This window comes from Tropicimonas isoalkanivorans, assembly GCF_900112335.1.
Taxonomy (GTDB): Bacteria; Pseudomonadota; Alphaproteobacteria; order Rhodobacterales; family Rhodobacteraceae; genus Tropicimonas; species Tropicimonas isoalkanivorans.
In genome coordinates this window covers 251,857-272,678 of record NZ_FOLG01000002.1, presented here as the reverse complement: position 1 = coordinate 272,678, position 20,822 = coordinate 251,857, and the positions used below count along the sequence as shown (strand labels likewise).

Here is a 20,822-nt window from a genome sequence, read left to right as displayed (position 1 = left end):
TTTTGCCGGTCAGTTTGCCCCGTCCGGCCCGGCCGACCAAGCGATTTACGGGCTTCTTACGGGCGCTGGCGGGTCATGACGGTGCTGTCACGCGCCGTTTTTCAAGATGATCGGGTCAGCAACACAAGGAGGCAATCCCTATGACCCGCCGTCTATCGCCCTATCCCGGCGTCGCGGACCTGCTGTTTCCCGGCGTTTCGGCAGCCAACGCACATCGGCCTGCGCGCCGGATGCAGGACATTCCCGAGCCGGAACAGAAACGGCGCAGGGGGTGGGTCCCCCTGCGCCGCGGTCTCGAGCCGTCTGGCGAGCCGTTCAGTTCACCGCGTCGCGGTAGCTGATTTCCTTCTCGTCGGAGCCGACCTTCTGGCGGCGGACGATTAGCCGGTTGAGCGCCGCGACGTAGGCCTTGGCGGAGGCCACGACGGTATCGGTGTCCGAGGCCTGACCGGTTACGATCCGGCCGTCCTCCTCCAGCCGCACGGTTACGGTCGCCTGGGCGTCAGTTCCCCCGGTCACCGCGTGCACCTGATAGAGCTTCAGATGCGCATTGTGCGGGAAGATCTGCTTCACGGCGTTGAAGGTGGCATCGACCGGGCCGTCGCCGGTGGCGGTCACCTGGTGGTCCTTGCCATCCATCGTCAGGGTCAGGTCGGCCGACTGTGGCGCCTCGGTGCCGCAAATCACCCGCAGGAACTTGACCCTCAGGTGGTCGTCCGTCTCCGGGCCTGCCTCGCGCATCAGCGCAATCAGGTCGTCGTCGTAGACCTCCTTCTTGCGGTCGGCGAGCGCCTTGAACCGGACGAACACGTCCTTCAGCTGGTTGTCGCCCAGATCATAGCCCAGGTCGTGCAGCTTGGCGCGCAGGGCCGCGCGGCCGGAGTGCTTGCCCATCACCAGGTTGGTCGCGGAGAGGCCCACGTCCTCGGGGCGCATGATCTCGAAGTTCTGCGGGTTCTTCAGCATCCCGTCCTGGTGGATGCCGCTCTCGTGGGCGAATGCGTTCTTGCCCACCACCGCTTTGTTGAACTGCACCTGGAAGCCGGAGACATCGGCAACCCGACGCGAGATGTTCATGATCTTCTTGGTGTCGACGCCGGTGGTGTAAGGCATGATGTCATGGCGGACCTTCATCGCCATCACGACCTCTTCCAGCGCCGTGTTGCCAGCCCGCTCGCCCAACCCGTTGATCGTGCACTCGATCTGCCGCGCGCCGGCCTCCACCGCGGCCAGCGAGTTGGCCGTCGCCATCCCGAGGTCATTGTGGCAGTGGGTGGCGAAGATGATCTCGTCGGCCCCGGGAACGGTCTCGATCAGCCGCCGGATTAGATCGGCGCTTTCGCGCGGGGCGGTATAGCCGACGGTGTCCGGGATGTTGATGGTCGTCGCACCCGCCTTGATGGCGATCTCGATCACCCGGCAGAGATAGTCGAACTCCGTGCGCGTGGCGTCCATCGGGGACCACTGCACGTTGTCGCAGAGATTACGGGCATGGGTGACCGTCTCGTGGATGCGGTCGGCCATCTCGTCCATCGACAGGTCCGGAATGGCGCGGTGCAGCGGCGAGGTACCGATGAAGGTGTGGATGCGCGGCCGTTCGGAGTAGCGCACGGCCTCCCAGCAGCGGTCGATGTCCTTGAAGTTGGCCCGCGCCAGGCCGCAGATGACGGCGTTTTGCGTCACCTCGGCAATATCGCGCACGGCCTCGAAATCGCCCTCGGAGGCAATGGGAAAGCCGGCCTCGATGATATCCACGCCCATCTCGTCGAGCAGCTGGGCGATCTCCAGCTTCTCGTCATGGGTCATGGTCGCGCCGGGGCTCTGTTCGCCGTCGCGCAGGGTCGTGTCGAAAATCAACACGCGGTTCTTGTCGTTCGTCATTGGGGTGTTCCTTGATGTCCTTCAATCCCTGGCGCGGTCACCATGCCCTCTGAGCGGACGCGCCGACTGGCACGCTCAGAGGCGGCTAAGGAGAAGGAGAAGGCCGGCAAGCGGCAGCGCCCGCGGAGCGGGGGCTAATGCGATATGCCGGACGGTCGTCATGCGCGGGACTATACGGACGCGGCGGCGAAATGGAAGGCCCATTCGGTTTTCAGAGCAGGCCGAGTTGGAAATCGCTCGCCGGGGAGCCGTATTTTTGCGCCGGGGGCATGGGCCGGTCGCTCCAGTCCGGCTCGAAGACGAAACTGGACTTTTCCCGGCCGGGCAGAACGCCGCCGTTTCCCACGCCAAGCGCGTAGTCGTAATAGAGCGTCACGATCTCGCGGTATGAAACCTGTTGGGCCGCCGGATGGTCGAGGCAGGCCGCATGCCAACGCCGCACGCGGGCGGCCTCGGGACCGTCGGGCAGGCGGTAGTCCTCGTAGTATTCGAGGAACCAGAACCGCATAAAGAGCGGCGTGAAGACGGCCTCGGCCAGGCCGAAGTCCTCGAACAGGAATGGGCCGTCCGGCGCGTGGCGGTCGAGGAAGCGCGACATGCCGAGGTAATGGGCGTCCATCTTCTCGCGGAAACGCTCGGTCTGTGTCCGGTCCTGGTTCAGGACCATGCCGTAGCCGATGTCCGCGAAACCGCCTTCGCGTGTGATGAGCATCCGCTCCACGGCGCGTTCAAAGGGGTCGGAACGGGCCACCTGCGGGTCGGGCCAAAGCTCTTCGATGTAGCGCAGGATGACGAGGCTTTCCCGCAGGATGCGGCCGTCGGCGGTTTCCAGAACGGGGAGGGGGACGGCGCCGCCGGTCTTGGCCGTCAGCCAGTCCGGCCGGGGCTCGGTGACGTCCACGACGTGAAAATTCACGCGATCCTTCATCCCCTTGAGCGTCAACAGGATCTCCACGCGTTGTGAGAACGGGCAGACCGGGATGTGGTAGATCGTTATGCCTGACATGAAACCTCCGGATCGTTGACTGCCGTCACCGCTCGCGCACGAGATGGGCCACGGCGCGGAGCCTGTTGCATGGCATCCAAACACTTGTTGCATGGCTCGATGCGGTGCGGACGCGCCGTCACCGGATCAGTCGACCGCCGTGCCGTCTTCGGCTGTGCCGGACGTCGTATCGCCGTCGCCGGCGGTTTCGGTCCCGTCGGTTGGAGCCGCGTCCGTTGTATCATCGGTGGCACCGGGCACTGCCGAGGATGCTCCCTCGCTGCCGGCAGTATCTTCGGCCGCGCGGGCTGCCGCTTCCGGATCGGACTTCACCAGATCGCCCTTCTCCCAATCGCCGGCACGAACCTCGCCGGTGGAATAGCGCATCAGCCCTTCGCCCTGCGGCATCCCGGCGACGAAGGTCCCTTCGTAGGTGTCGCCGTTCACATAGGTCGCAACGCCCTTGCCCTGCATCTCGCCGTTCAGCCATTCGCCGGTGTAGCTGAAGCCGCTCGGGGCCGTCAGCGTGCCCTGGCCGGTGCGCTGGCCCTCCTGGAATGCGCCCTCGTAGACGCTGCCGTCGGTATACGTCGCCTTGCCCTGGCCGTGGCGTGTTCCGTTCACCCACTCGCCTTCATATTTGTAGCCGTCGGGATAGGTCATCACGCCGTAGCCGTGATAGCGCGCGTCCTTGAACGCACCTTCATAGACCTGGCCGTCGGCGTACGTCGCGATGCCCTGGCCCTCGATCACGCTGTCCAGCCAGTCGCCTTCGTAGGTGTTGCCGTCCGGGTAGGTGATCTTGCCCTTGCCGTTGGGCTGATCTTCCTTGAACGCGCCTTCGTAGACCGACCCGTCGGGGTAGACGACCGTGCCTTCGCCCTCGATCTTGCCGTCGACCCACTGGCCCACATAGACGTAGCCGTCGGTGCCCGTGAAGGTGCCCTCCCCGTGGCGCTGATCGTCGTGGAACTCGCCTTCGTAGGTGTCGCCGTTGGCGTAGGTCACCTTTCCCTGGCCCTCGCGCTTGCCGTTGACGAGCAGACCTTCATAGACGTCTCCGTTGGACTGGCGGAGCGTGCCGAAACCGTTGATCTGGCCGTTCTTCCAGGCGCCCTCGTATTCCAGCCCGTCCGGCATGGTGAGCTTGCCCTGCCCGGAGCGCAGGCCGCGGCTTAGGTTGCCTTCGTAGACCGCGCCACTGGGGTAGGTGATCTTACCCTTGCCTTCCTTGACGCCGGCGACCCACTCGCCCTCGTAGACGTAGCCGGTGGGCGCTGTCATCACGCCGGAGCCGTCATGCAATGCGTTCTTGAAGTCCCCTTCGTAGCGCACGCCGTTGGCATAGTTGGCGACGCCCTTGCCGGTCATCTCGTTGTCGACCCAGTCGCCCTCGTAGGTGCCACCGTCCGCAAACGTGATCTTGCCGGTTCCATTCGGCTTGCCCCGGGCAAAGCTGCCCTCGTAGACGGCGCCATCGGGGAACCGTGCGATTCCCTCGCCGAGAATCTCGCCCTCCACCCAGTCGCCGGTGTACTCGTAGCCGTTCGGCAGGAGGTATGTTCCCGTGCCGTGCTGCAACCCGTCCTTGAAGGTGCCCTCGTACACGCCGCCGTTCTCGTACTGCTTGGTCTGCACGTCCGATAGCTGCGCCATCGCGGGAAGGGCGGTGGCCAGGGTTGCCGCGAAAATAGCAGCCGGGGCGGTAAATCTTGCCTGTCGGGTCATAATACTCCCCTCGGCGAAGCCGGGGTTTTGGATTCCACGTTTGGTGCGCAACACTAGTTGGCCCCCCGATCATGGGCAATTGCTTTTCGCCCACATCGGCTTCCATGCGCCAGCCAGTCTGATAAGAGGGCCGGGGCCCCCTGTCGGGCCCGGGACGAGGAAGGCGCCGATGACCAGATTTCGATTGACGCTGGCACAGCTTAACCCGACGGTGGGCAACCTGCGGGGCAACGCCGAAAAGGCGCGCGTGGCCTGGGAACAGGCCAAGGCGGCGGGCAGCGACATGGTCGCCCTTCCGGAGATGTTCCTGGCCGGCTACCAGCCGCAGGACCTGGTGATGAAGCCGGCCTTCGTGGCCGATTGCCAGCGGGTGATGGAAGAGTTGGCGCAGGATTGCGCGGACGGCCCGGCGCTCGGAATCGGCCTGCCGTGGTTCGAAGGCGCGGAGCTTTTCAACGTCTACGTGGTGCTCCAGGGCGGGAAGATGGCCGGCCCGATCTTCAAGCACCACCTGCCCAACTACAATGTCTTCGACGAGAAGCGGTACTTTGCCAGCGGCGATGTGCATGGGCCGGTGGCGGTGGGGCCGCTGCGCGTGGGCATTCCGGTGTGTGAGGACGCGTGGTTCCCGGACGTCACGGAAACTCTGGCCGAAACCGGCGCGCAGATCCTGCTGGTGCCGAACGGCTCGCCCTATTTCCGCAACAAGCGTGATTTCCGCATGACGCACATGGTCTCCCGGGTGGTGGAAACGGGCCTGCCGCTGGCCTATCTCAACATGGTTGGCGGTCAGGACGACCAGGTGTTCGACGGTGGCACCTTCGTGCTCAATCCGCACGGCGAGCTGGCGACGCAGTTCCCGGTGTTCGACGAGCATATCGCGCATCAGGACTTCGTCGAAGGGCCGGACGGCTGGCGGGCCGTTCCCGGCGAAAAGGCGCACCTGCCCAACGAATGGGAGCAGGATTATCGCGTGATGGTGGAAGCGCTGCGCGACTACCTACGCAAATCGGGGTTCTCCAAGGTGCTGTTGGGCCTGTCGGGCGGCGTGGATTCGGCGCTGGTCGCGATGATCGCTGCCGACGCCATCGGTCCGGAGAACGTGCGCTGCGTGATGCTGCCCTCCGAATATACCTCGCCCGCCTCGCTCGAGGATGCCGCGGCCGTTGCGAAGAACCTGGGCTGCCGGCTCGACACCGTGCCGATTTCCGGCCCGCGTGCAGCGGTGACGGAGGCGCTGGCTCCGATGTTCGAGGGGCTGCCGGCGGACGTGACCGAGGAAAACATCCAGTCCCGCCTGCGCGGTCTGCTTCTGATGGCGCTCTCCAACAAGTTCGGGGAGATGTTGCTGACCACCGGCAACAAGTCCGAGGTCGCGGTGGGCTATGCCACGATCTACGGCGACATGTCGGGCGGCTACAACCCGATCAAGGACCTCTACAAGATGCGGGTTTTCGAGACCTGCCGCTGGCGCAACGCCAACCACCGCGACTGGATGATGGGGCCGGAGGGCGCGGTGATCCCGCCGCGCGTGATCGACAAGCCGCCGTCGGCCGAGCTGCGGGAGGATCAGAAGGACGAGGACAGCTTGCCACCCTACGCGGTGCTCGACCGCATCCTGGAGTTGCTGGTGGACGAGGAGGCGAGCTTCGAAGAGGTGCTGGCCGAGGGCTTTTCGCTGGAGGATGTCCGCCGCGTGGAACGCTTGCTCTACATGAGCGAATACAAACGCTTCCAGTCCGCTCCCGGCGCCCGGCTGACGCGCCGCGCCTTCTGGCTCGACCGCCGTTATCCCATCGTCAACCGCTGGCGCGACCCGGTGGGGCGGGAGAACGCTCCCGACTGAAACGCCCCGGCTGCGGCGTTCATGGTGCATTCCCGCGGGTGCCGGACTTGAACCGGCCCCCGTCTGACGCACATTTCCCGTCGACGGTCCCGCGTCCGGGGCAGGCTTCGACAGGAGAGATCGACCATGACCGAAACCGCCACCTCGCTTTCGTGGGATGCCAGCGGCAGCGAGGAAGCCGCTGTCGAAAACCGGGTGACGGCGCGGCAGATCGGCAGGATGGTGCGGGAAGGCGACGGGCGAAAGGCCCTCGCGGCGGTCCGCAGGTGGCCGGTGGCGGATATCGTGGCGCTGCTGATGTCCTTGCGCAGCAAGGACGCCCGCCGCCTTATCGAGATCATGCCCGACGAAACGGGACTTGGCGTGCTGTCGGAGATCGATCCTCACCTGCACGCCCTGCTGGCGGAGGAAGAAACCAAGGCGAAGTTCCGCAAGCTGCTCCGCAAGCTCGACCAGGACCGCGCGATCCGGCTGCTGGACGAGATGCCACGCCCCTACGCGCTGGACCTGATCGAAGGGCATCCCCATGCTGCGGAGCTGCGCGAGGCGCTGGAAACCAACGACGACCTCGCCTCCGCCCACATGCGGCGCGGTATCCTGACCGCACGGGAGGACGGCACCATCGGCGAGATCATCGCCGACATTCGCGCCCGTTCGGAGGAGATTGACCGACTGGAACGCGTCTACGTGGTCGATCACGCGCGGCACCTGAAGGGGTCTGTCCGGCTGCGGGACCTGATTCTCTACGACGACGACACGCCGGTCGTGCAGGTCATGCAGCCGCCCCGGTTCTTCGTCACGGCCGAGACAGATCAGGAAGACGTGCTGGCGCTCGCCACGAAGTACAACATCCAGAACCTCGCGGTTGTCGACGGGGAAGGCCGACTTCTTGGCGGGATCGCGGCGCAGGAGCTGCGCGAGATATCCAGCGAGGAAGCCAAGGAGGACATGCTGCTGATGGGCGGCGTGTCGCCAGAGGCCTCCGAATTTGACGGGCCGGTGCGGATCGTACGCAGCCGTCTTCCCTGGATCCTGCTGGGCCTGATCGGCTCGGGCCTCTCCGCGAGCGTCATCGGCTCTTTCGAGACGGCCCTTACAGAGGCGGCGATCCTGGCGAGCTTCATCCCCGTCGTCATGGGCACCGCGGGGAACGTGGGTGTGCAGGCCTCCACGATGTCGATCCAGGCGATCGGGTCCGGCGTGGAGTGGAGCGGCGATTTTCTTCCCCGGCTCGGCCGCGAACTGCTGGGCGCGGCCATCAACGGGGTGGTGGTCGGTGCCGTGGTGGGGCTGCTGGTTCTGTTCATCGGGCCGTCGATTGGTGTGGAACGGGCGCAGCACCTGGCGCTGACCTGCGCCGCCGCGCTGCTGATCGTCACCATGGTTGCGGGGTCCTACGGGGCCCTGGTGCCGTTCATTCTGAAAAAGTTGAAGCTCGATCCGGCGGTGGCCACGGGGATCTTCATCAACACCGCCAATGACGTCTTCGGCGTGCTCATCTTCTTCACGGTCGCGTCGCTGATCTATTTCTGACGCATGCCTTCAGGATGGCCCGGCGGGCCGGTCGGTTCCGGCGACGGCCTAGCCGACTCGGGCATAATTGTGCTATCCTGTCGCATGGTCGGCCAGGGACGCCGGCCGCTTCCGACAGAACAATTTCCGTAAATCTGCTGCGGAACGAGGCGGTGCGTGCCACGTGCCTCGGTGCGTTCGATTGCGCGTGTTTTCCGCGTGCTGCGGCAGGAGCGGAGCAACAAATGGGAGGACACCATGAAACTCGCTCGCTTGACGCTCGTTCCCCTCGTGCCTCTGGCCATGCTCGCCGCCCCGGCCTGGAGCGCCATGTTGGACCGCGAGATGCCGTCGGTCTTCTATGACGGAATGAACGCGAAGCTCATCAACAACGGGTATCACGACGTTCGGGTACTGGACCCGGAAACCGGCCGGCTTGTCGCCTATGATCCGGACGGGAGCGAAGTTTGCATCGTGGTGGATACCGAAACCGGCAAGATCCTCCAGACGACATACGTTCACCCGTCCGACAAGTGACCTGCCGTCCGGCATCGCCTGCCGGCCTCAGGACAGTTACGCACCCGGAACGGGAAGGCCCTGTGCGTCGATCAGCATGTGGCCGTTGAGCATGGCAAAGGGTGCGTCCGGCCATGACGACAGTAGGTCGAGCACCAAACTCACCGGGCGGCAAAGCCGCGTGCCGAGGTCGGTCGTCACGATCGGACGTTCAACGAGGATCGGCCGCGCGAGCATCGCCTCGAAGATCTCGGCGTCCGTCACGCCGTCGTCCAGCAGGCCCATATCCTTCGCCGGCCCACGGACGCGGCGCAGGGCTTGCGAGGGCGTGAGCCCCGCAGCCTCGAGCAGGGCGGCGAGATGGGCGCGGTCCCAGCCGGTTTCCACGTATTTGACGATGCGCGGGGTGTAGCCCGCAGCCTCGATCACCCGCAGCACGTCTCGCGACTTGCTGCAGGCGGCGTTGTGATAGATCGTCGCTTCCATAGATCAGAGCGGGATCAGCTTGCACTGCGGCAGCAGCCGCTCCACGTCTTCGCCCCGGCACAGTTGCGTGGCCTCTGTGGTGACCGCGGCGGAGGCAGCGGCAGCGCCCCAGCGGGCGGCTTCCTGAATCGAGCTTCCGCGCGACAGGCTCAGGGTGAATCCCCCGACGTAGCTGTCGCCGGCGCCCACTTTGGAGACGACGGTCACTTTCGCGGCCGTCGCGAGCCAGGACCCCTCCGCCGTGGTCAGCACCGAACCTTCGGCGCCGCGGGCGAAGATGATGTTCTGCGCCACGCCGTTCTCGATCAGGCTGCGGGAGAAGGCGGCGGTGTCGGCCGGCGTCACCAGCTTGCGGCCGGCGAGTCCTTCGGCTTCTTCGTCGTCCGAGCGCAGCAGGAAGGGCGGGGAGGTATGGTCCTCGACGATCCGGCGCAGGGCCGGGCCGGAGGTGTCCACGATGAGCCGCGCTCCGGCGTGCCGGATGGCGGTCGACAGGGATTCCTCGAAATCGAGCGGCACACCCGGCGGCTGGCTGCCGGACAGGATGATCAGCCCGCCCTCCGGTGCATTCTGTACCGTGGTGACGATGGCGTTCCGCACGTGTTCGTCCGACCAGGGCGGTCCAGGCAGGACGAAGCGATATTGCAGGCCGGTTTCTTTGCAGTTCACCACAACACTGCTGCGCGTTTCGCCGGGAGATGGGATCTTGACGGTCGGAATGCCCTCGGCCCCGAGCAGGTCGAGCAGCCGGTTGCCGTTGTGGCCGGCCGCCGCGACGATGGCGGTCGCTTTGCCGCCCATGTATTGGATGGCCCGCGCGACGTTGATGCCGCCGCCGCCGGGATCAACCTGCGGTTCGGTGCAGCGCAATTTGACGTCGGGAACGACGTGGTCGGTCTCGGTGTTGATGTCGAGCGCGGGGTTCAGGGTGATCGTCAGAATTTCCGACACGGTGTGTGCCTTTCCCTTTCAGCCGATGTTTGCGCACACACACCCCATTCGGCGCGACGATGCAACCTTGGAGGGCGCGTAATACGACCGCAGGCACGAGGCGACCGGTTCTTGTGCGAAAAGCGTCGGCTTGCAGGGAAAGGCATGTCAGTGCCAATCACAAGGGGCGCGCGCCCCGGAAACTGTGCTGTCAGGGCGCGCGGAAGGTCACATCAACTGGTAGCTGACCGGCACATACCGGAAACCGTCTTCGCGCGTGTCAACGAAACCCGCGGCAGGGAAGGGCATGTGGTAGCCGACAAACGGCACCTTGTCGGCGGCGAGCATCCCGAGAATGCGGCGGCGGGATTCCGCGGCGGCGGCCTTGTCGCTGTCGTATTTCACCTCCCAGTCGGGGTAGGCGAGGGACCACACGTAGTGGTTGGCGAGGTCTGCCGCGAGCAGAAGTTGATCGTTCCCGCTTTCCAGCATGTAGGTCATGTGTCCGGGCGTGTGCCCGAACGCCGCGACAGCGGTGATGCCGGAGGTGACCGAGTCGCCGTCCTTCAGGAATGTCATCTGCTCCGCCAGCGGCTTCACCATTCCCTCGAACCCTTCGTTCCCCGAGTCGGCCCAGTGATCGTACTCGCGCTCGCCGGTGAGGTAGGCGGCATTCGCAAATGTGGGCGCACCGTCCTTCATCAGCCCGCCGATGTGATCGCCGTGCATATGCGTTATGACGACATGCGTTACGTCATCGGCCGACGTGCCAGCCTCCTGCAAAGCCGTGGCGATCCCTTCCGGGTTCAGCCCGGTATCGAAGAGAATCACCTCGCTCGCAGTGCGGACCACGGTCGGTGTAAAATAGAACTGAGCCTTGTCCGTGGGGATGAAGTTGTCCCGGCTTACGGTCCCAAATGTCTCGGCGTCCACGTTGAGGCCGAAGATCGTGTGCGGCTCCTCCCGCATTGCGCTGCCCGCCAGCAGGGTCGTCACGTCGAAGTCGCCCACCTTGAAGCCGCGTGCCCGGGGCATCGGCGAGGGCGCCTGGGGCGCCGTCTGGGCCGTTGCCATACGTGTGGCGGCCAGCACGGCAGGCGCGGCGAGGGTGGACGCAATTGCGGCACGTCGGCTCAAGCGAAAGGTCATGTCGGATCTCCTGTTCTCCAGTCCCGTATCCTGTGTGTACGCACATGGGGCGGCGTCGGTTCAGTTCTCGGGCAGTGGGTCTCGGAGAGGGAACTGGCCGAGGCACTGCGCCAAGGCCTTGTTCGACGTTATTCCCACCAACGGTCGATGCGGGCGATGTCCTTGTCGGACCATCCGAAATGGTGGGCGAACTCGTGCACCACGACATTTCCGACAAGCTCGGCCAGCGACACATCCCCGCGCTCGATCCATTCCTCCAGGATCGCACGGCGGAACAGCCAGATCATGTCTGGCTGGTCGGGCTGGTCCATCACGGACCGCTCCGTGAGAGGGATGCCGTCGTAGAGTCCGGTGAGTTCGTAGGGGTCATCCAACTCGAGGTCCGCCAGCATGTCCTCGTCGGCCAGTTCCTCCACCTGTATCACCACCGACCGCGCCGGATAGTCGAACGGCTGCGGAAATGCCTTTCGGGTCTCCTCCGCCAGAACGGCGATGTCGTAGAGGCTCGGAGCCTGTGCGGCGGTCCAGTCCATGCATGATCCCCTGGTTCTCTGCCTCCGGTATGGACAAGAACGCCCCCCTGTGGAAGAGGGCGCAGAACAGGAGAGCTCGAATGACCGTCACACGTTTCGCCCCGTCGCCCACCGGATATCTGCATGTGGGCAATCTGCGCACTGCGCTGTTCAACTGGCTGATCGCGCGCAAAGCCGGCGGCACGTTTATTCTGCGGCTTGATGATACGGACCCCGAGCGGTCGAAACAGGAATACGCCGATGCGATCCGGGAGGATCTGGAATGGCTGGGCCTGACGTGGGACCGGGAGGAGACGCAATCTTCCCGCCTTGACCGGTACGCCGCGGCCGCGGACGCATTGCGGGCGGAGGGGCGGCTTTACGAGTGCTTCGAAACGCCCACGGAACTGGACCTGAAGCGCAAGAAGCAGCTCAACATGGGCAAGCCGCCGGTTTACGACCGCGCGGCATTGCAGCTCTCCGAGGCAGATAAGGCGGCCCTGCGGGCGGATCGGTCCGGGCACTGGCGCTTCCTGCTGAAGCAGGAGCGGATCGAGTGGGAGGATGGTATCCTCGGCCTGACCTCGATCGACGCGGCCTCGGTTTCCGATCCGGTCCTCATTCGCGGGGACGGGCAGGTGCTCTACACCATCGCCTCCGTGGTGGACGACACCGAGATGGGGATCACCCACGTGGTGCGCGGTTCCGACCACGTGACGAACACCGCAACCCAGATCCAGATCATCGAGGCGCTCGGCGGCGCCGTGCCGCACTTTGCGCACCACTCGCTGCTCACCGGCCCGCAGGGGGAGGCACTGTCAAAGCGCCTCGGGACGCTGGCCTTGCGCGACCTGCGCGAGCAAGGCGTGGAGCCGATGGCGCTGCTGTCGCTGATGGCGCGACTCGGCTCGTCCGATCCGGTGGAGTTGCGCACCGACCATCAGGAGCTGATCGACGGGTTCAACCTAAGCCATTTCGGCGCCGCGCCGACCAAGTTCGACGTGGAGGACCTTCGGCCGCTCACGGCGCGGTACCTGCATAGCCTGCCGCTGGAGGCAGTCTCTGACCGGATCGCGGAAATCGGCGTTCCGGACGATATGGCCGCGCAGTTCTGGAACGTGGTCCGGGAAAACATCGGTACCCGTGCAGAGATCGCCGACTGGTGGACGGTGCTGTCGCAAGGCGCGCAGGCTGACGTCGACCCGGAGGATGCGGACTTCGTCCAGAGTGCGATGGCGCTATTGCCGGATCTTCCGTTCGACGAGTCCACCTGGTCCACCTGGACCTCCGCGGTGAAGGCGGAGACTGGGCGGAAAGGCAAGGGGCTGTTCATGCCGCTTCGCAAGGCTCTGACCGGGCGCCGTCATGGCCCTGAAATGGCAGACTTTATGCCGCTTATGCAGGCCAAACCGAAGTTCTGAGCGACCGACATCGTATGGGTTGCGCAAATGCAACACGCCATATCGAGACACGTCTTGAGTCTTGACCGGACGGCAGGTCCACAAACTTATCCACAGCGTGGAACTATTTGGCGTGGGGTGATCGGCGGCCCAATTTGCTAAACCTCAAATTTGTTCCAGCAAATAATAAAAAAATAAACGATTTATAACAATAGGTTATATGGTTCTGCCGAGTCCATTTGGATGCGAGATCGTGTTTGGCGTAGAAGCGCGGGCGTGATGCTACTGAAATAGCGCCATGCCCCGGAAAATCCGGCAAAAAGTTATTCACATTGCAGGACGGCCTCTGAAATTTGCTGCGGCAGTGCGTCTTCGTGCAACTGAAGCTCTCTCATCGCGCGTGCGCTTCGTCGCCTTGCCCTTGGGAGGGACGGGAGGGTAGAGGTCGCACAAGAACGTACGTCGAAGGGTCCTGACATGCCAAATCCCCTGTTTGACGCCCTGTTCGCGCCGCACATGGACAAGGAGACGCCGTTCCTTGTCCTCCCCGACGGCGCCGAACTGACGCATGGTGCCTTTCTGCGCATGGCGTCCCGGTTCGCCAATGCCCTGACGGACGTGGGGTTGCGGCCGGGAGACCGGCTCGCCGTGCAAGTGGACAAATCGCCAGAAGCACTGGCCGTCTATGCCGCGTCGGTTATGTCGGGGCTCGTTTTTCTGCCGTTCAACACTGGCTACACCGCCCATGAGGTCTGCTACTTCATCGAGAATTCCGGCGCGCGGCTTGTTCTGGGGCGGGGGGATTCGCGTGAGGTGCTGCACACCGATTGCGACCAGCTCGGCGTGCGCTACGAAACGCTGGAAGCCGATGGCAGCGGCAGCTTCGCCGAACTCGCGCGCGGCTTGTCGGACCGATTCGAGCCGGCGGACCGGGAGGAGTCGGACCTTGCGGCGCTGCTCTACACCTCCGGCACGACCGGGCTGTCCAAGGGCGCGATGCTGAGTCAGCAGAACCTGTTGTCGAATGCCCAGGTGCTGAAAGACGTCTGGCACTTCAATCGTGAAGACGTGCTTATCCATGCCCTGCCGATCTTTCATACCCACGGCTTGTTCGTGGCCACCAACATCATGCTGCTTGCCGGCGGGTCGATGATCTTCCTGCCGCGGTTCGACCTGAACGCGGTTCTGGAGACGTTGCCGCGGGCCACCGCGCTGATGGGTGTGCCCACGTTCTATACCCGCCTGCTGGACCACCCCGAATTCACGCGGGATCGCTGCGCTAACATGCGCCTGTTCATCGCGGGATCTGCGCCCCTTCTGGCGGAGACACACAGGGCGTTCGAAGAGCGTACCGGGCATCGCATTCTGGAACGGTACGGCCTGACCGAGACCAACATGAACACCTCCAACCCGTACGAGGGCGAGCGGCGGGCGGGGACGGTGGGCCTTCCGCTGCCGGGCGTGGAGATTCGGGTGACGGACCCCGATACCGGCGCCGAGCTGCCCCGCGGGAAAGTGGGGATGATCGAGGTACGCGGCCCCAATGTCTTCCAGGGCTACTGGCGGATGCCGGAGAAGACAGCGGAAGAACTGCGCCCGGACGGGTTCTTCATTACCGGCGACCTGGGAATGCAGGGGGAGGACGGCTACGTCACCATCGTCGGCCGCAGCAAGGATCTGATCATTTCGGGTGGGTTCAACGTCTATCCGGTCGATGTCGAGCAGGCGCTGGATGCGCAACCCGGCGTACTGGAAAGCGCGGTCATCGGGGCGCCGCACCCGGATCTCGGTGAAAGCGTCGTGGCCGTATTGGTGCCGGAGAGTGGTGCGAAGCTCGACGTGCTGGAGATCGAGGCCGAAATCAGCGCCAATCTCGCCCGGTTCAAGCAGCCGCGGCATTACGTGATTGTCGACGAGTTGCCCCGCAACGCCATGGGAAAGGTGCAGAAGAAGCTGCTGCGCCAAACCTATTCGGACGTCTTTACCGCCTGACCATCATTGCGGATGCGCCGAGTCCCCCGCGGCGGGTTACGTGCCGGCTGCACCGGGGCCGCTATTGCTGGATCGATGCCAGGTACTGCGTCAGGGCCAATATGCGCCCCTTGACCGCGAGTTTCACGGATTCGGGCGTAACCCAAGCGGCGTCGTGGGCGCGCATGTCGCTCATGAAACGGTCTCCCCAGATCGGCATGGGGCCTCCGTGTGCACGGATGTCGTTGCGTCCATCAATCAGGATCATCGTGTTGTAATACGGGAAGGCACCGCCTCCGGTCCGTTCGGTGATCTTGGTCAAGTCCGGTGGATTGATGACAAGCAGCTCTGCCATCGGCCCACTGCCTTTACCGTCCTCCCCGTGACATCCTGCGCAAGCGATCATGTATTCCTGTTCGCCGAGTTTTGCCTCCGCCTCCTGAGCCAAGGCCACTCCGGTGGACAGCGCGAGCATCGCGCCCGCGGCGAGAATGAAGCACCTCATCTCGACCTCCTCCTTCCGATTGCCTCCACCGGAACAATGCGCGGTCTTTCGCCGCGTGTCGTTGAAGCAGATCATGGCGATGGCGGCCGGGGCCGGAATCTTGGCCGGGGCCCGCATTTAGACATGGTCCGTTCGCGGGCGTTGAAGCGTGCCCCGGCAATATTTGATGGCGCGCCCTCGTGACATTTCCGGAGCGATCTGCTTTATGGACGGACATCGACGGGGGCGTCCGCATCTCATGCGGTCTGAGAAGTACCCTTTGAACCTGAACCAGATGATACTGGCGGAGGGAGTCGGGGACCCGATCGGCGCACCGCCAGCAGGCCCCCCGCGGCCTTTGCCGGTGGAGGCCAATCCGATGACCGCTCCTTCCCAATCCCTTGCATCCATGCGTGAGGCAGCGCCCCTGGTGCAGTGCATCACCAATTACGTGGCGATGAATTTTGCCGCGAACACGCTTCTGGCGGCGGGGGCGGCCCCGGCGATGGTGCACGACGTGGAGGAGGCGGGCGAGTTCGCCGCCATCGCGGGTGCGCTGACCATCAATATCGGAACGCTCAGCCCGCGGTGGGTCGCGGGCATGATCGAAGCCTCCAGTGTGGCCGCCAAGACCGGGAAGCCCTGGGTGCTCGATCCGGTCGCCTGTTTCGCAACCGGCCTGCGGCGGGAAGCGACCTCGCGGCTGATGCAGAAGTCGCCCACCATCGTGCGGGGAAACGCATCTGAAATCCTCGCGATCGGGGGGCAGGACAGCTCGGGCAAGGGGGTCGACGCGGGCGATTCCGTGACCGCGGCCGAAGCCGCTGCGCGGGACGTAGCGCAACGCGCGGGCTCGGTTGTGGCGGTCACCGGCGAAGTGGATTTCGTGACCGATGGGAGCCGCGCGGTGCGTATCTCCGGTGGCTCGCCGCTCATGCCGAAGGTGACAGCCTCCGGCTGCGCGCTGACCTGCCTGGTCGGGGCTTACGCGGCGGCTGTCGAAGATCCGTTCGACGCGACCGTGGGAGCGCTGGCCCATTTCGCCGCCGCCGGGGCAGAGGCGGCCAAGGTGGCGCAGGGGCCGGGCAGCTTCCTGCCGGCCTTCCTGGATGCGGTGGCCGCCGTGACCCCCGAAACGATTGGCGACGACAGGGTGCAGGCAGCATGAGGACGCCGCTGGACCTGTCCGCCTATCTCGTGCTTGACCCCGACCTTTGCGCAAACGTTGGCATGGTGGAGACCGCCCGCGCCGCCATGGCGAGCGGCATTCGCACCATTCAGCTCCGACACAAGACCGCCTCGACGTCCGAGCGGGTGAAGATCGGACGGGCGCTGCGCGCCGCGATGGAGGGCACCGGCGCGCTGCTGGTCGTGAACGACGACGTGGAGGCCGCCGTCGCCTGCGGGGCAGACGGCTTGCACGTGGGGCAGGGGGACCGCCCCGCCCACGAGGCGCGCGCGGCCATCGGCCCGGACATGGTGTTGGGCCTGTCGGTGGAAACGGAGGCCCATGCACGCGCGCTGGACCCTAAAACGGTGGACTATGCGGGGGTTGGCCCCGTCTTCGGCACGCCCACAAAGCCGGACCACGCACGCCCCGTCGGCATGGACGGGCTGGCGCGGATTGTGGCGCTCTGCCCGGTGCCGTCGGTCGCGATTGGCGGGCTGACGGCCGCGCACGCCCAGGGCGTGATCGCGGCCGGGGCGGCCGGACTGGCGGTCGTCTCCGCCATCTGTGGCCAGCCGGACCCGGAAGCCGCCGCGCGCGATCTGGTCGAAGCAGTGAAGGGAGCGCGGACATGAGCGTTGCGACAGCCCTGTCCATTGCCGGGTCGGACCCCTCCGGCGGGGCCGGTATCCAGGCGGATCTGAAGACGTTTTCTGCCTTGGGCGTCTACGGGATGGCGGCGATGACCGCCCTCACGGCGCAGAACACGACGGGCGTCAGCGGTGTGCACACCGTTCCGCCGGAGTTTGTCTCGCACCAAATACAGGCGATCTTCGACGACATCCGTGTGGATGCGATCAAGATCGGCATGATCGCGGGGGCCGAAATCGCTGTCGCTGTGGCGGACCGCCTGGCGGACTATGACGGACCGGTCGTGCTGGACCCGGTGATGGTCGCAAAGGGGGGGCATCCGCTCTTGCCTGCCGACGCTGTGGAGGCGCTACGAACCCGGCTGTTGCCGCGCGCCAGTCTGCTAACGCCCAATCTGCCGGAGGCCTCGGCCCTGCTGGACCGTGACCCCGCCCGGAGCCGCGAGGAAATGGCGCGCCATGCGGCGGACCTGCGCGCCCTCGGGCCGCAGGCCGTGCTGCTGAAGGGCGGCCATCTGGAGGGCGCGGAGAGCCCTGATGTGCTGGCGACTGCCAATGGTCTGCTCTGGGTCGATGCGCCCCGCATCGAGACGCCGAACACCCATGGCACGGGGTGCACGCTGTCCTCCGCCATCGCCGCGGAACTCGCCAAGGGGGCGGCGCTGGCCGATGCCGTCCGGGCGGCGCGGGACTGGCTCACCGGCGCCATTGGGGCGGCCGATACCCTTGCCATCGGACACGGCCACGGACCCACGCACCACTTCCACGCACTCTGGCCGCCCGCCGGCGGCATGTAGACTGACATCAAGGAGACGCTCCATGCGCCTGACAACGCTCGCTTTCGCTCTTTTCGCCGCCACCCCGGCGCTCGCCGCGGACAAGATGTCGGTCGTGCTCGACTGGTACATCAACCCCGACCACGCGCCGATCATCGTGGCGCAGGAAAAGGGGTTCTTCGCCGATCAGGATCTGGAGGTGGAGATCATCGCACCCTCGGACCCGTCCGACCCGCCCAAGATGGCCGCCGCCGGCAACGCTGACCTCGCGATCGACTACCAGTACCAGCTGCACCTGTCTGTCGCGGCCGGCCTGCCGCTCGTCCGCGTCGGCACACTGATCGGGATGCCGCTAAACTGCCTCGCCGTGCTGGACGATGGGCCGGTGAAGGAGCTCGCGGATCTGAAGGGCCGCAAGATCGGCTTTTCGGTGGCCGGTGTGGAGGAAGCGTTGCTCGCCAAGATCCTTGGCAACGCGGGGCTCACGCTCGACGACGTCGAACTGGTCAACGTCAACTGGTCGCTCTCGCCCGCGCTAATGGCGGAGCAGGTGGACGCCGTGATCGGTGCCTTCCGCAATTTCGAGCTGAACCAGATGGACATCGAAGGCGTGCCCGGCCGTTGCTTCTATCTGGAAGAGGAAGGCCTGCCGCCCTATGAGGAGTTGATCTACGTGACCAACCCCGACCTGATGGACAAGGATAAGGTGCAGCGCTTTCTGACCGCCACCGAGCACGCAACCCACTACATCGTCAATCACCCCGACGAGGCTTGGGAGGTGTTTTCCTCTACCGCCGCGGAACTGCGCGACGAGTTGAACGAGCGGGCGTGGGGCGACACCTGGCCGCGCTTCTCGCTGGCCCCCGCGGCGCTCGACGCCGGCCGCTATGCGCGCTTCGAAGCGTTCCTGAACGAGGCTGGACTGATCGAGGGCACGCGGCCCGTTTCCGAGATCGCGGTCGACCTCGGCGCCGAATGACACCGGCACCGGGCATCACCCTGATCGGGGCGGCGCGCTTCGGCGAGTCGCCTCTCTTTCCGCCGGTGCGACTGGAGATCGACCCGGGGTCGTGGTCCTGCCTGCTGGGGCCGTCGGGCTGCGGTAAGACGACGATCCTGCGGTTGATCGCCGGCCTCGACACCGGCGTGGATTTTGACGGGCATATCCGTGCGAGCGATGGCAAGCCTCTGCCGGGGCGCGTGGCCTACATGGCGCAGACGGATCTGCTGATGCCGTGGCTCGACGTTCTGGGCAACGTGACGCTGGGCGCGCGGCTGCGTGGGGAGACGCCGGACGTGGAGGCCGCAGAGACACTCGTGGAGCGGCTGGGCCTGTCCGAGCACGCCCACAAGCGGCCGACGAAGCTCTCGGGCGGGCAACGTCAACGGGTGGCGCTGGCCCGGACGTTAATGGAGGACCGCCCCGTCGTGCTTCTCGATGAGCCGTTCTCCGCGCTCGATGCACGAACCCGGGCCGAGATGCAGGATCTTGCCGCCGAAACGCTCGAGGGGCGGACGGTCCTGCTCGTCACTCACGATCCTGGCGAGGCGGCGCGGCTTGGAGACCGCGTTTTCCTGATGGACCGGACAGGAATGGTCGAAGCGGTGCCCCCGGCAACGCCCGCCATCCGGCCTGCCGCGGATTCCGAGACTTTGGCCTTCCAGGGCCGCCTGCTCGACGCGCTCAGGGAGCCGGCGGCATGAGCGGGGTGTGGCGGGGACTCGCGGCCGCGGTGCTCTTCGTGGGCCTATGGCAGGCGCTCGTGACGTTGGCGGACCTGCCGCCATTTATCCTGCCCGGGCCGGTCCGCGTGGCGGGCGCGCTCTGGAGTAATGTGGGCCTGATCGCCTGGCACGCTGGCATCACCATGGCCGAGGTTCTCATCGGCCTCGCTCTTGGGGTGGGGCTCGGGATTGCCACGGCTATCGGCCTCGCCGTCTCTCCGGCTGCGCGATACCTCATTCGGCCCGCCCTGGTCGCGACGCAATCGCTGCCCGTCTTCGCCCTGGCGCCGATCCTGACGCTCTGGATGGGCTACGGCATCTGGTCGAAGGTGGTGATGGCGGTGCTCATCATCTATTTCCCGGTCGCCTCAGCCTTCTTCGACGGACTGATGCGAACGCCGCGCGGCTGGCTCGACCTGGGGCACACCATGGGGGCGTCGCCGGCGCGGTTGCTCTGGGGGATCCGGGTTCCGGCAGCCATACCGTCTCTGGCGTCGGGGCTCCGGCTGGCCGCGGTCTACGCGCCGATTGGTGCGGTGATCGGAGAATGGGTGGGCGCGGCCGGGGGGCTGGGGTACCTGATGCTGCTCGCCAACGGGCGGGTCAAGATCGACCTGATGTTCGCCACTCTGCTGGTTCTGGCGGCGTTGACGCTGCTCCTGCACCGTTCTGTCGGCTGGGCCTGCGACCGCCTTGTTGCGCGGCTCGATTGATGCGACGCGCGGGCGCAGAAAATGCCCATCCACCGACTTATCCACAGCTTCCCAAGGCAGACGCAAATCGATGCCTTCCTTTAGGTCATTCCGTAGGGTGATCAATCTGGCGACTGTATACAGTCGGTCCGCTCCTGAAATGACCAATCTATAAGCAATTGTGTTAGCAATTATGCAGTTAGGGGCGGGGATCGACGGACTGTGCCCCGAGACAACCCATTGAAGGGGTGGGAATTCATCGACGGCTGTGATCAAGCCGCGGCAGGAATCCGCTCATAGCGTGCGAGCGGAGGCTTCCCAGTGGCATCGTGACGCAAGTTGTGCACATGAAGCTTGGTTTTGTCCGAGCGATGTGCGGGGCTGAAGAATCGGTGGCGCACCGGCGTCGCG

20 protein-coding genes and 1 riboswitch are annotated in these 20,822 nt (G+C 65.3%); of the genes, 12 read left to right on the top strand and 8 right to left on the bottom strand.

Annotation, left to right across the window (positions count from 1 at the left end; translation table 11 throughout):
- Positions 1 to 140 precede the first annotated feature (140 nt).
- Positions 141 to 341, top strand: a complete 201-nt coding sequence (locus tag BM075_RS24115; RefSeq protein WP_143089820.1) for a hypothetical protein — start codon at positions 141 to 143, stop codon at positions 339 to 341.
- Here the strand turns inward: BM075_RS24115 and BM075_RS05535 are convergent.
- The 3 genes from BM075_RS05535 to BM075_RS05525 all read right to left on the bottom strand — a co-directional run bounded on the left by BM075_RS05535 (position 316) and on the right by BM075_RS05525 (position 4,594).
- Positions 316 to 1,881 carry a 2-isopropylmalate synthase gene (locus tag BM075_RS05535; protein ID WP_093359657.1) on the bottom strand — a complete coding sequence of 522 codons (1,566 nt, stop codon included), beginning with the start codon at positions 1,879 to 1,881 and terminating at the stop codon, positions 316 to 318. The two genes, BM075_RS24115 and BM075_RS05535, sit on opposite strands and share 26 nt — an antisense overlap.
- A 211-nt stretch (positions 1,882 to 2,092) precedes the next feature.
- Complete coding sequence (locus BM075_RS05530; protein ID WP_093359656.1) at positions 2,093 to 2,887, bottom strand: glutathione S-transferase family protein; 795 nt, start codon at positions 2,885 to 2,887, stop codon at positions 2,093 to 2,095.
- A gap of 126 nt (positions 2,888 to 3,013) precedes the next feature.
- Entirely contained in the window at positions 3,014 to 4,594 is a 1,581-nt protein-coding gene (locus BM075_RS05525) for an MORN repeat-containing protein (RefSeq protein ID WP_093359655.1), read from the bottom strand.
- Positions 4,595 to 4,763: 169 nt separating this feature from the next.
- Between BM075_RS05525 and BM075_RS05520 the strand changes: the two genes are divergently transcribed.
- The 3 genes from BM075_RS05520 to BM075_RS05510 all read left to right on the top strand — a co-directional run bounded on the left by BM075_RS05520 (position 4,764) and on the right by BM075_RS05510 (position 8,489).
- Positions 4,764 to 6,440: an NAD+ synthase gene (locus BM075_RS05520; RefSeq protein WP_093359654.1), complete on the top strand. Its 1,677-nt coding sequence runs from the start codon at positions 4,764 to 4,766 to the stop codon at positions 6,438 to 6,440.
- A gap of 126 nt (positions 6,441 to 6,566) precedes the next feature.
- Positions 6,567 to 7,973 carry a magnesium transporter gene (gene mgtE, locus BM075_RS05515; RefSeq protein WP_093359653.1) on the top strand — a complete coding sequence of 469 codons (1,407 nt, stop codon included), beginning with the start codon at positions 6,567 to 6,569 and terminating at the stop codon, positions 7,971 to 7,973.
- 237 nt (positions 7,974 to 8,210) lie between these two features.
- Positions 8,211 to 8,489 (top strand): hypothetical protein, encoded by a 279-nt coding sequence (locus BM075_RS05510; RefSeq protein WP_143089819.1) that lies wholly within the window; start codon positions 8,211 to 8,213, stop codon positions 8,487 to 8,489.
- 36 nt (positions 8,490 to 8,525) lie between these two features.
- On the opposite strand, the gene BM075_RS05505 is transcribed toward BM075_RS05510, so the two are convergent.
- The 4 genes from BM075_RS05505 to BM075_RS05490 all read right to left on the bottom strand — a co-directional run bounded on the left by BM075_RS05505 (position 8,526) and on the right by BM075_RS05490 (position 11,566).
- Entirely contained in the window at positions 8,526 to 8,954 is a 429-nt protein-coding gene (locus BM075_RS05505; protein ID WP_093359651.1) for an ArsC/Spx/MgsR family protein, read from the bottom strand.
- A 3-nt stretch (positions 8,955 to 8,957) separates the two neighbouring features.
- Positions 8,958 to 9,905 carry a 1-phosphofructokinase family hexose kinase gene (locus BM075_RS05500; protein WP_093359650.1) on the bottom strand — a complete coding sequence of 316 codons (948 nt, stop codon included), beginning with the start codon at positions 9,903 to 9,905 and terminating at the stop codon, positions 8,958 to 8,960.
- Between the two features lie 207 nt (positions 9,906 to 10,112).
- Positions 10,113 to 11,033, bottom strand: a complete 921-nt coding sequence (locus BM075_RS05495) for an MBL fold metallo-hydrolase (protein WP_093359649.1) — start codon at positions 11,031 to 11,033, stop codon at positions 10,113 to 10,115.
- Between the two features lie 128 nt (positions 11,034 to 11,161).
- The gene (locus BM075_RS05490; protein ID WP_093359648.1) at positions 11,162 to 11,566 is read right to left on the bottom strand and encodes a metallopeptidase family protein; all 405 of its coding nucleotides are present in this window, start codon (positions 11,564 to 11,566) and stop codon (positions 11,162 to 11,164) included.
- An 80-nt stretch (positions 11,567 to 11,646) separates the two neighbouring features.
- Here BM075_RS05490 and gltX point away from each other — a divergent pair, with 80 nt between their 5' ends.
- Both gltX and BM075_RS05480 read left to right on the top strand, forming a co-directional pair.
- The gene (gltX, locus tag BM075_RS05485; RefSeq protein WP_093359647.1) at positions 11,647 to 12,966 is read left to right on the top strand and encodes a glutamate--tRNA ligase; all 1,320 of its coding nucleotides are present in this window, start codon (positions 11,647 to 11,649) and stop codon (positions 12,964 to 12,966) included.
- A 456-nt stretch (positions 12,967 to 13,422) separates the two neighbouring features.
- A complete protein-coding gene (locus tag BM075_RS05480; protein WP_093359646.1) occupies positions 13,423 to 14,937 on the top strand; it encodes a malonate--CoA ligase in 1,515 nt (504 codons plus the stop codon).
- 61 nt (positions 14,938 to 14,998) lie between these two features.
- Here the strand turns inward: BM075_RS05480 and BM075_RS05475 are convergent, their stop codons facing one another.
- Complete coding sequence (locus BM075_RS05475; protein ID WP_093359967.1) at positions 14,999 to 15,421, bottom strand: c-type cytochrome; 423 nt, start codon at positions 15,419 to 15,421, stop codon at positions 14,999 to 15,001.
- A gap of 211 nt (positions 15,422 to 15,632) precedes the next feature.
- A riboswitch (TPP riboswitch) is annotated at positions 15,633 to 15,730 on the top strand.
- Between the two features lie 49 nt (positions 15,731 to 15,779).
- On the opposite strand from BM075_RS05475, the gene thiM reads away from it, so the two are divergent.
- From thiM to BM075_RS05445, 6 genes are read left to right on the top strand one after another with little or no spacing between them, the layout of a single operon-like run.
- Positions 15,780 to 16,568: a hydroxyethylthiazole kinase gene (gene thiM, locus BM075_RS05470; protein ID WP_093359645.1), complete on the top strand. Its 789-nt coding sequence runs from the start codon at positions 15,780 to 15,782 to the stop codon at positions 16,566 to 16,568.
- Complete coding sequence (gene thiE / locus BM075_RS05465; RefSeq protein WP_093359644.1) at positions 16,565 to 17,203, top strand: thiamine phosphate synthase; 639 nt, start codon at positions 16,565 to 16,567, stop codon at positions 17,201 to 17,203. Before thiM ends, thiE begins: the two co-directional genes overlap by 4 nt.
- A complete protein-coding gene (gene thiD / locus BM075_RS05460) occupies positions 17,200 to 18,015 on the top strand; it encodes a bifunctional hydroxymethylpyrimidine kinase/phosphomethylpyrimidine kinase (RefSeq protein ID WP_093359643.1) in 816 nt (271 codons plus the stop codon). Before thiE ends, thiD begins: the two co-directional genes overlap by 4 nt.
- Before the next feature lie 22 nt (positions 18,016 to 18,037).
- Entirely contained in the window at positions 18,038 to 18,973 is a 936-nt protein-coding gene (locus tag BM075_RS05455; protein ID WP_093359642.1) for an ABC transporter substrate-binding protein, read from the top strand.
- Entirely contained in the window at positions 18,970 to 19,698 is a 729-nt protein-coding gene (locus BM075_RS05450) for an ABC transporter ATP-binding protein (RefSeq protein WP_093359641.1), read from the top strand. Before BM075_RS05455 ends, BM075_RS05450 begins: the two co-directional genes overlap by 4 nt.
- Positions 19,695 to 20,432: an ABC transporter permease gene (locus tag BM075_RS05445; protein WP_093359640.1), complete on the top strand. Its 738-nt coding sequence runs from the start codon at positions 19,695 to 19,697 to the stop codon at positions 20,430 to 20,432. Before BM075_RS05450 ends, BM075_RS05445 begins: the two co-directional genes overlap by 4 nt.
- Positions 20,433 to 20,822 lie beyond the last annotated feature (390 nt).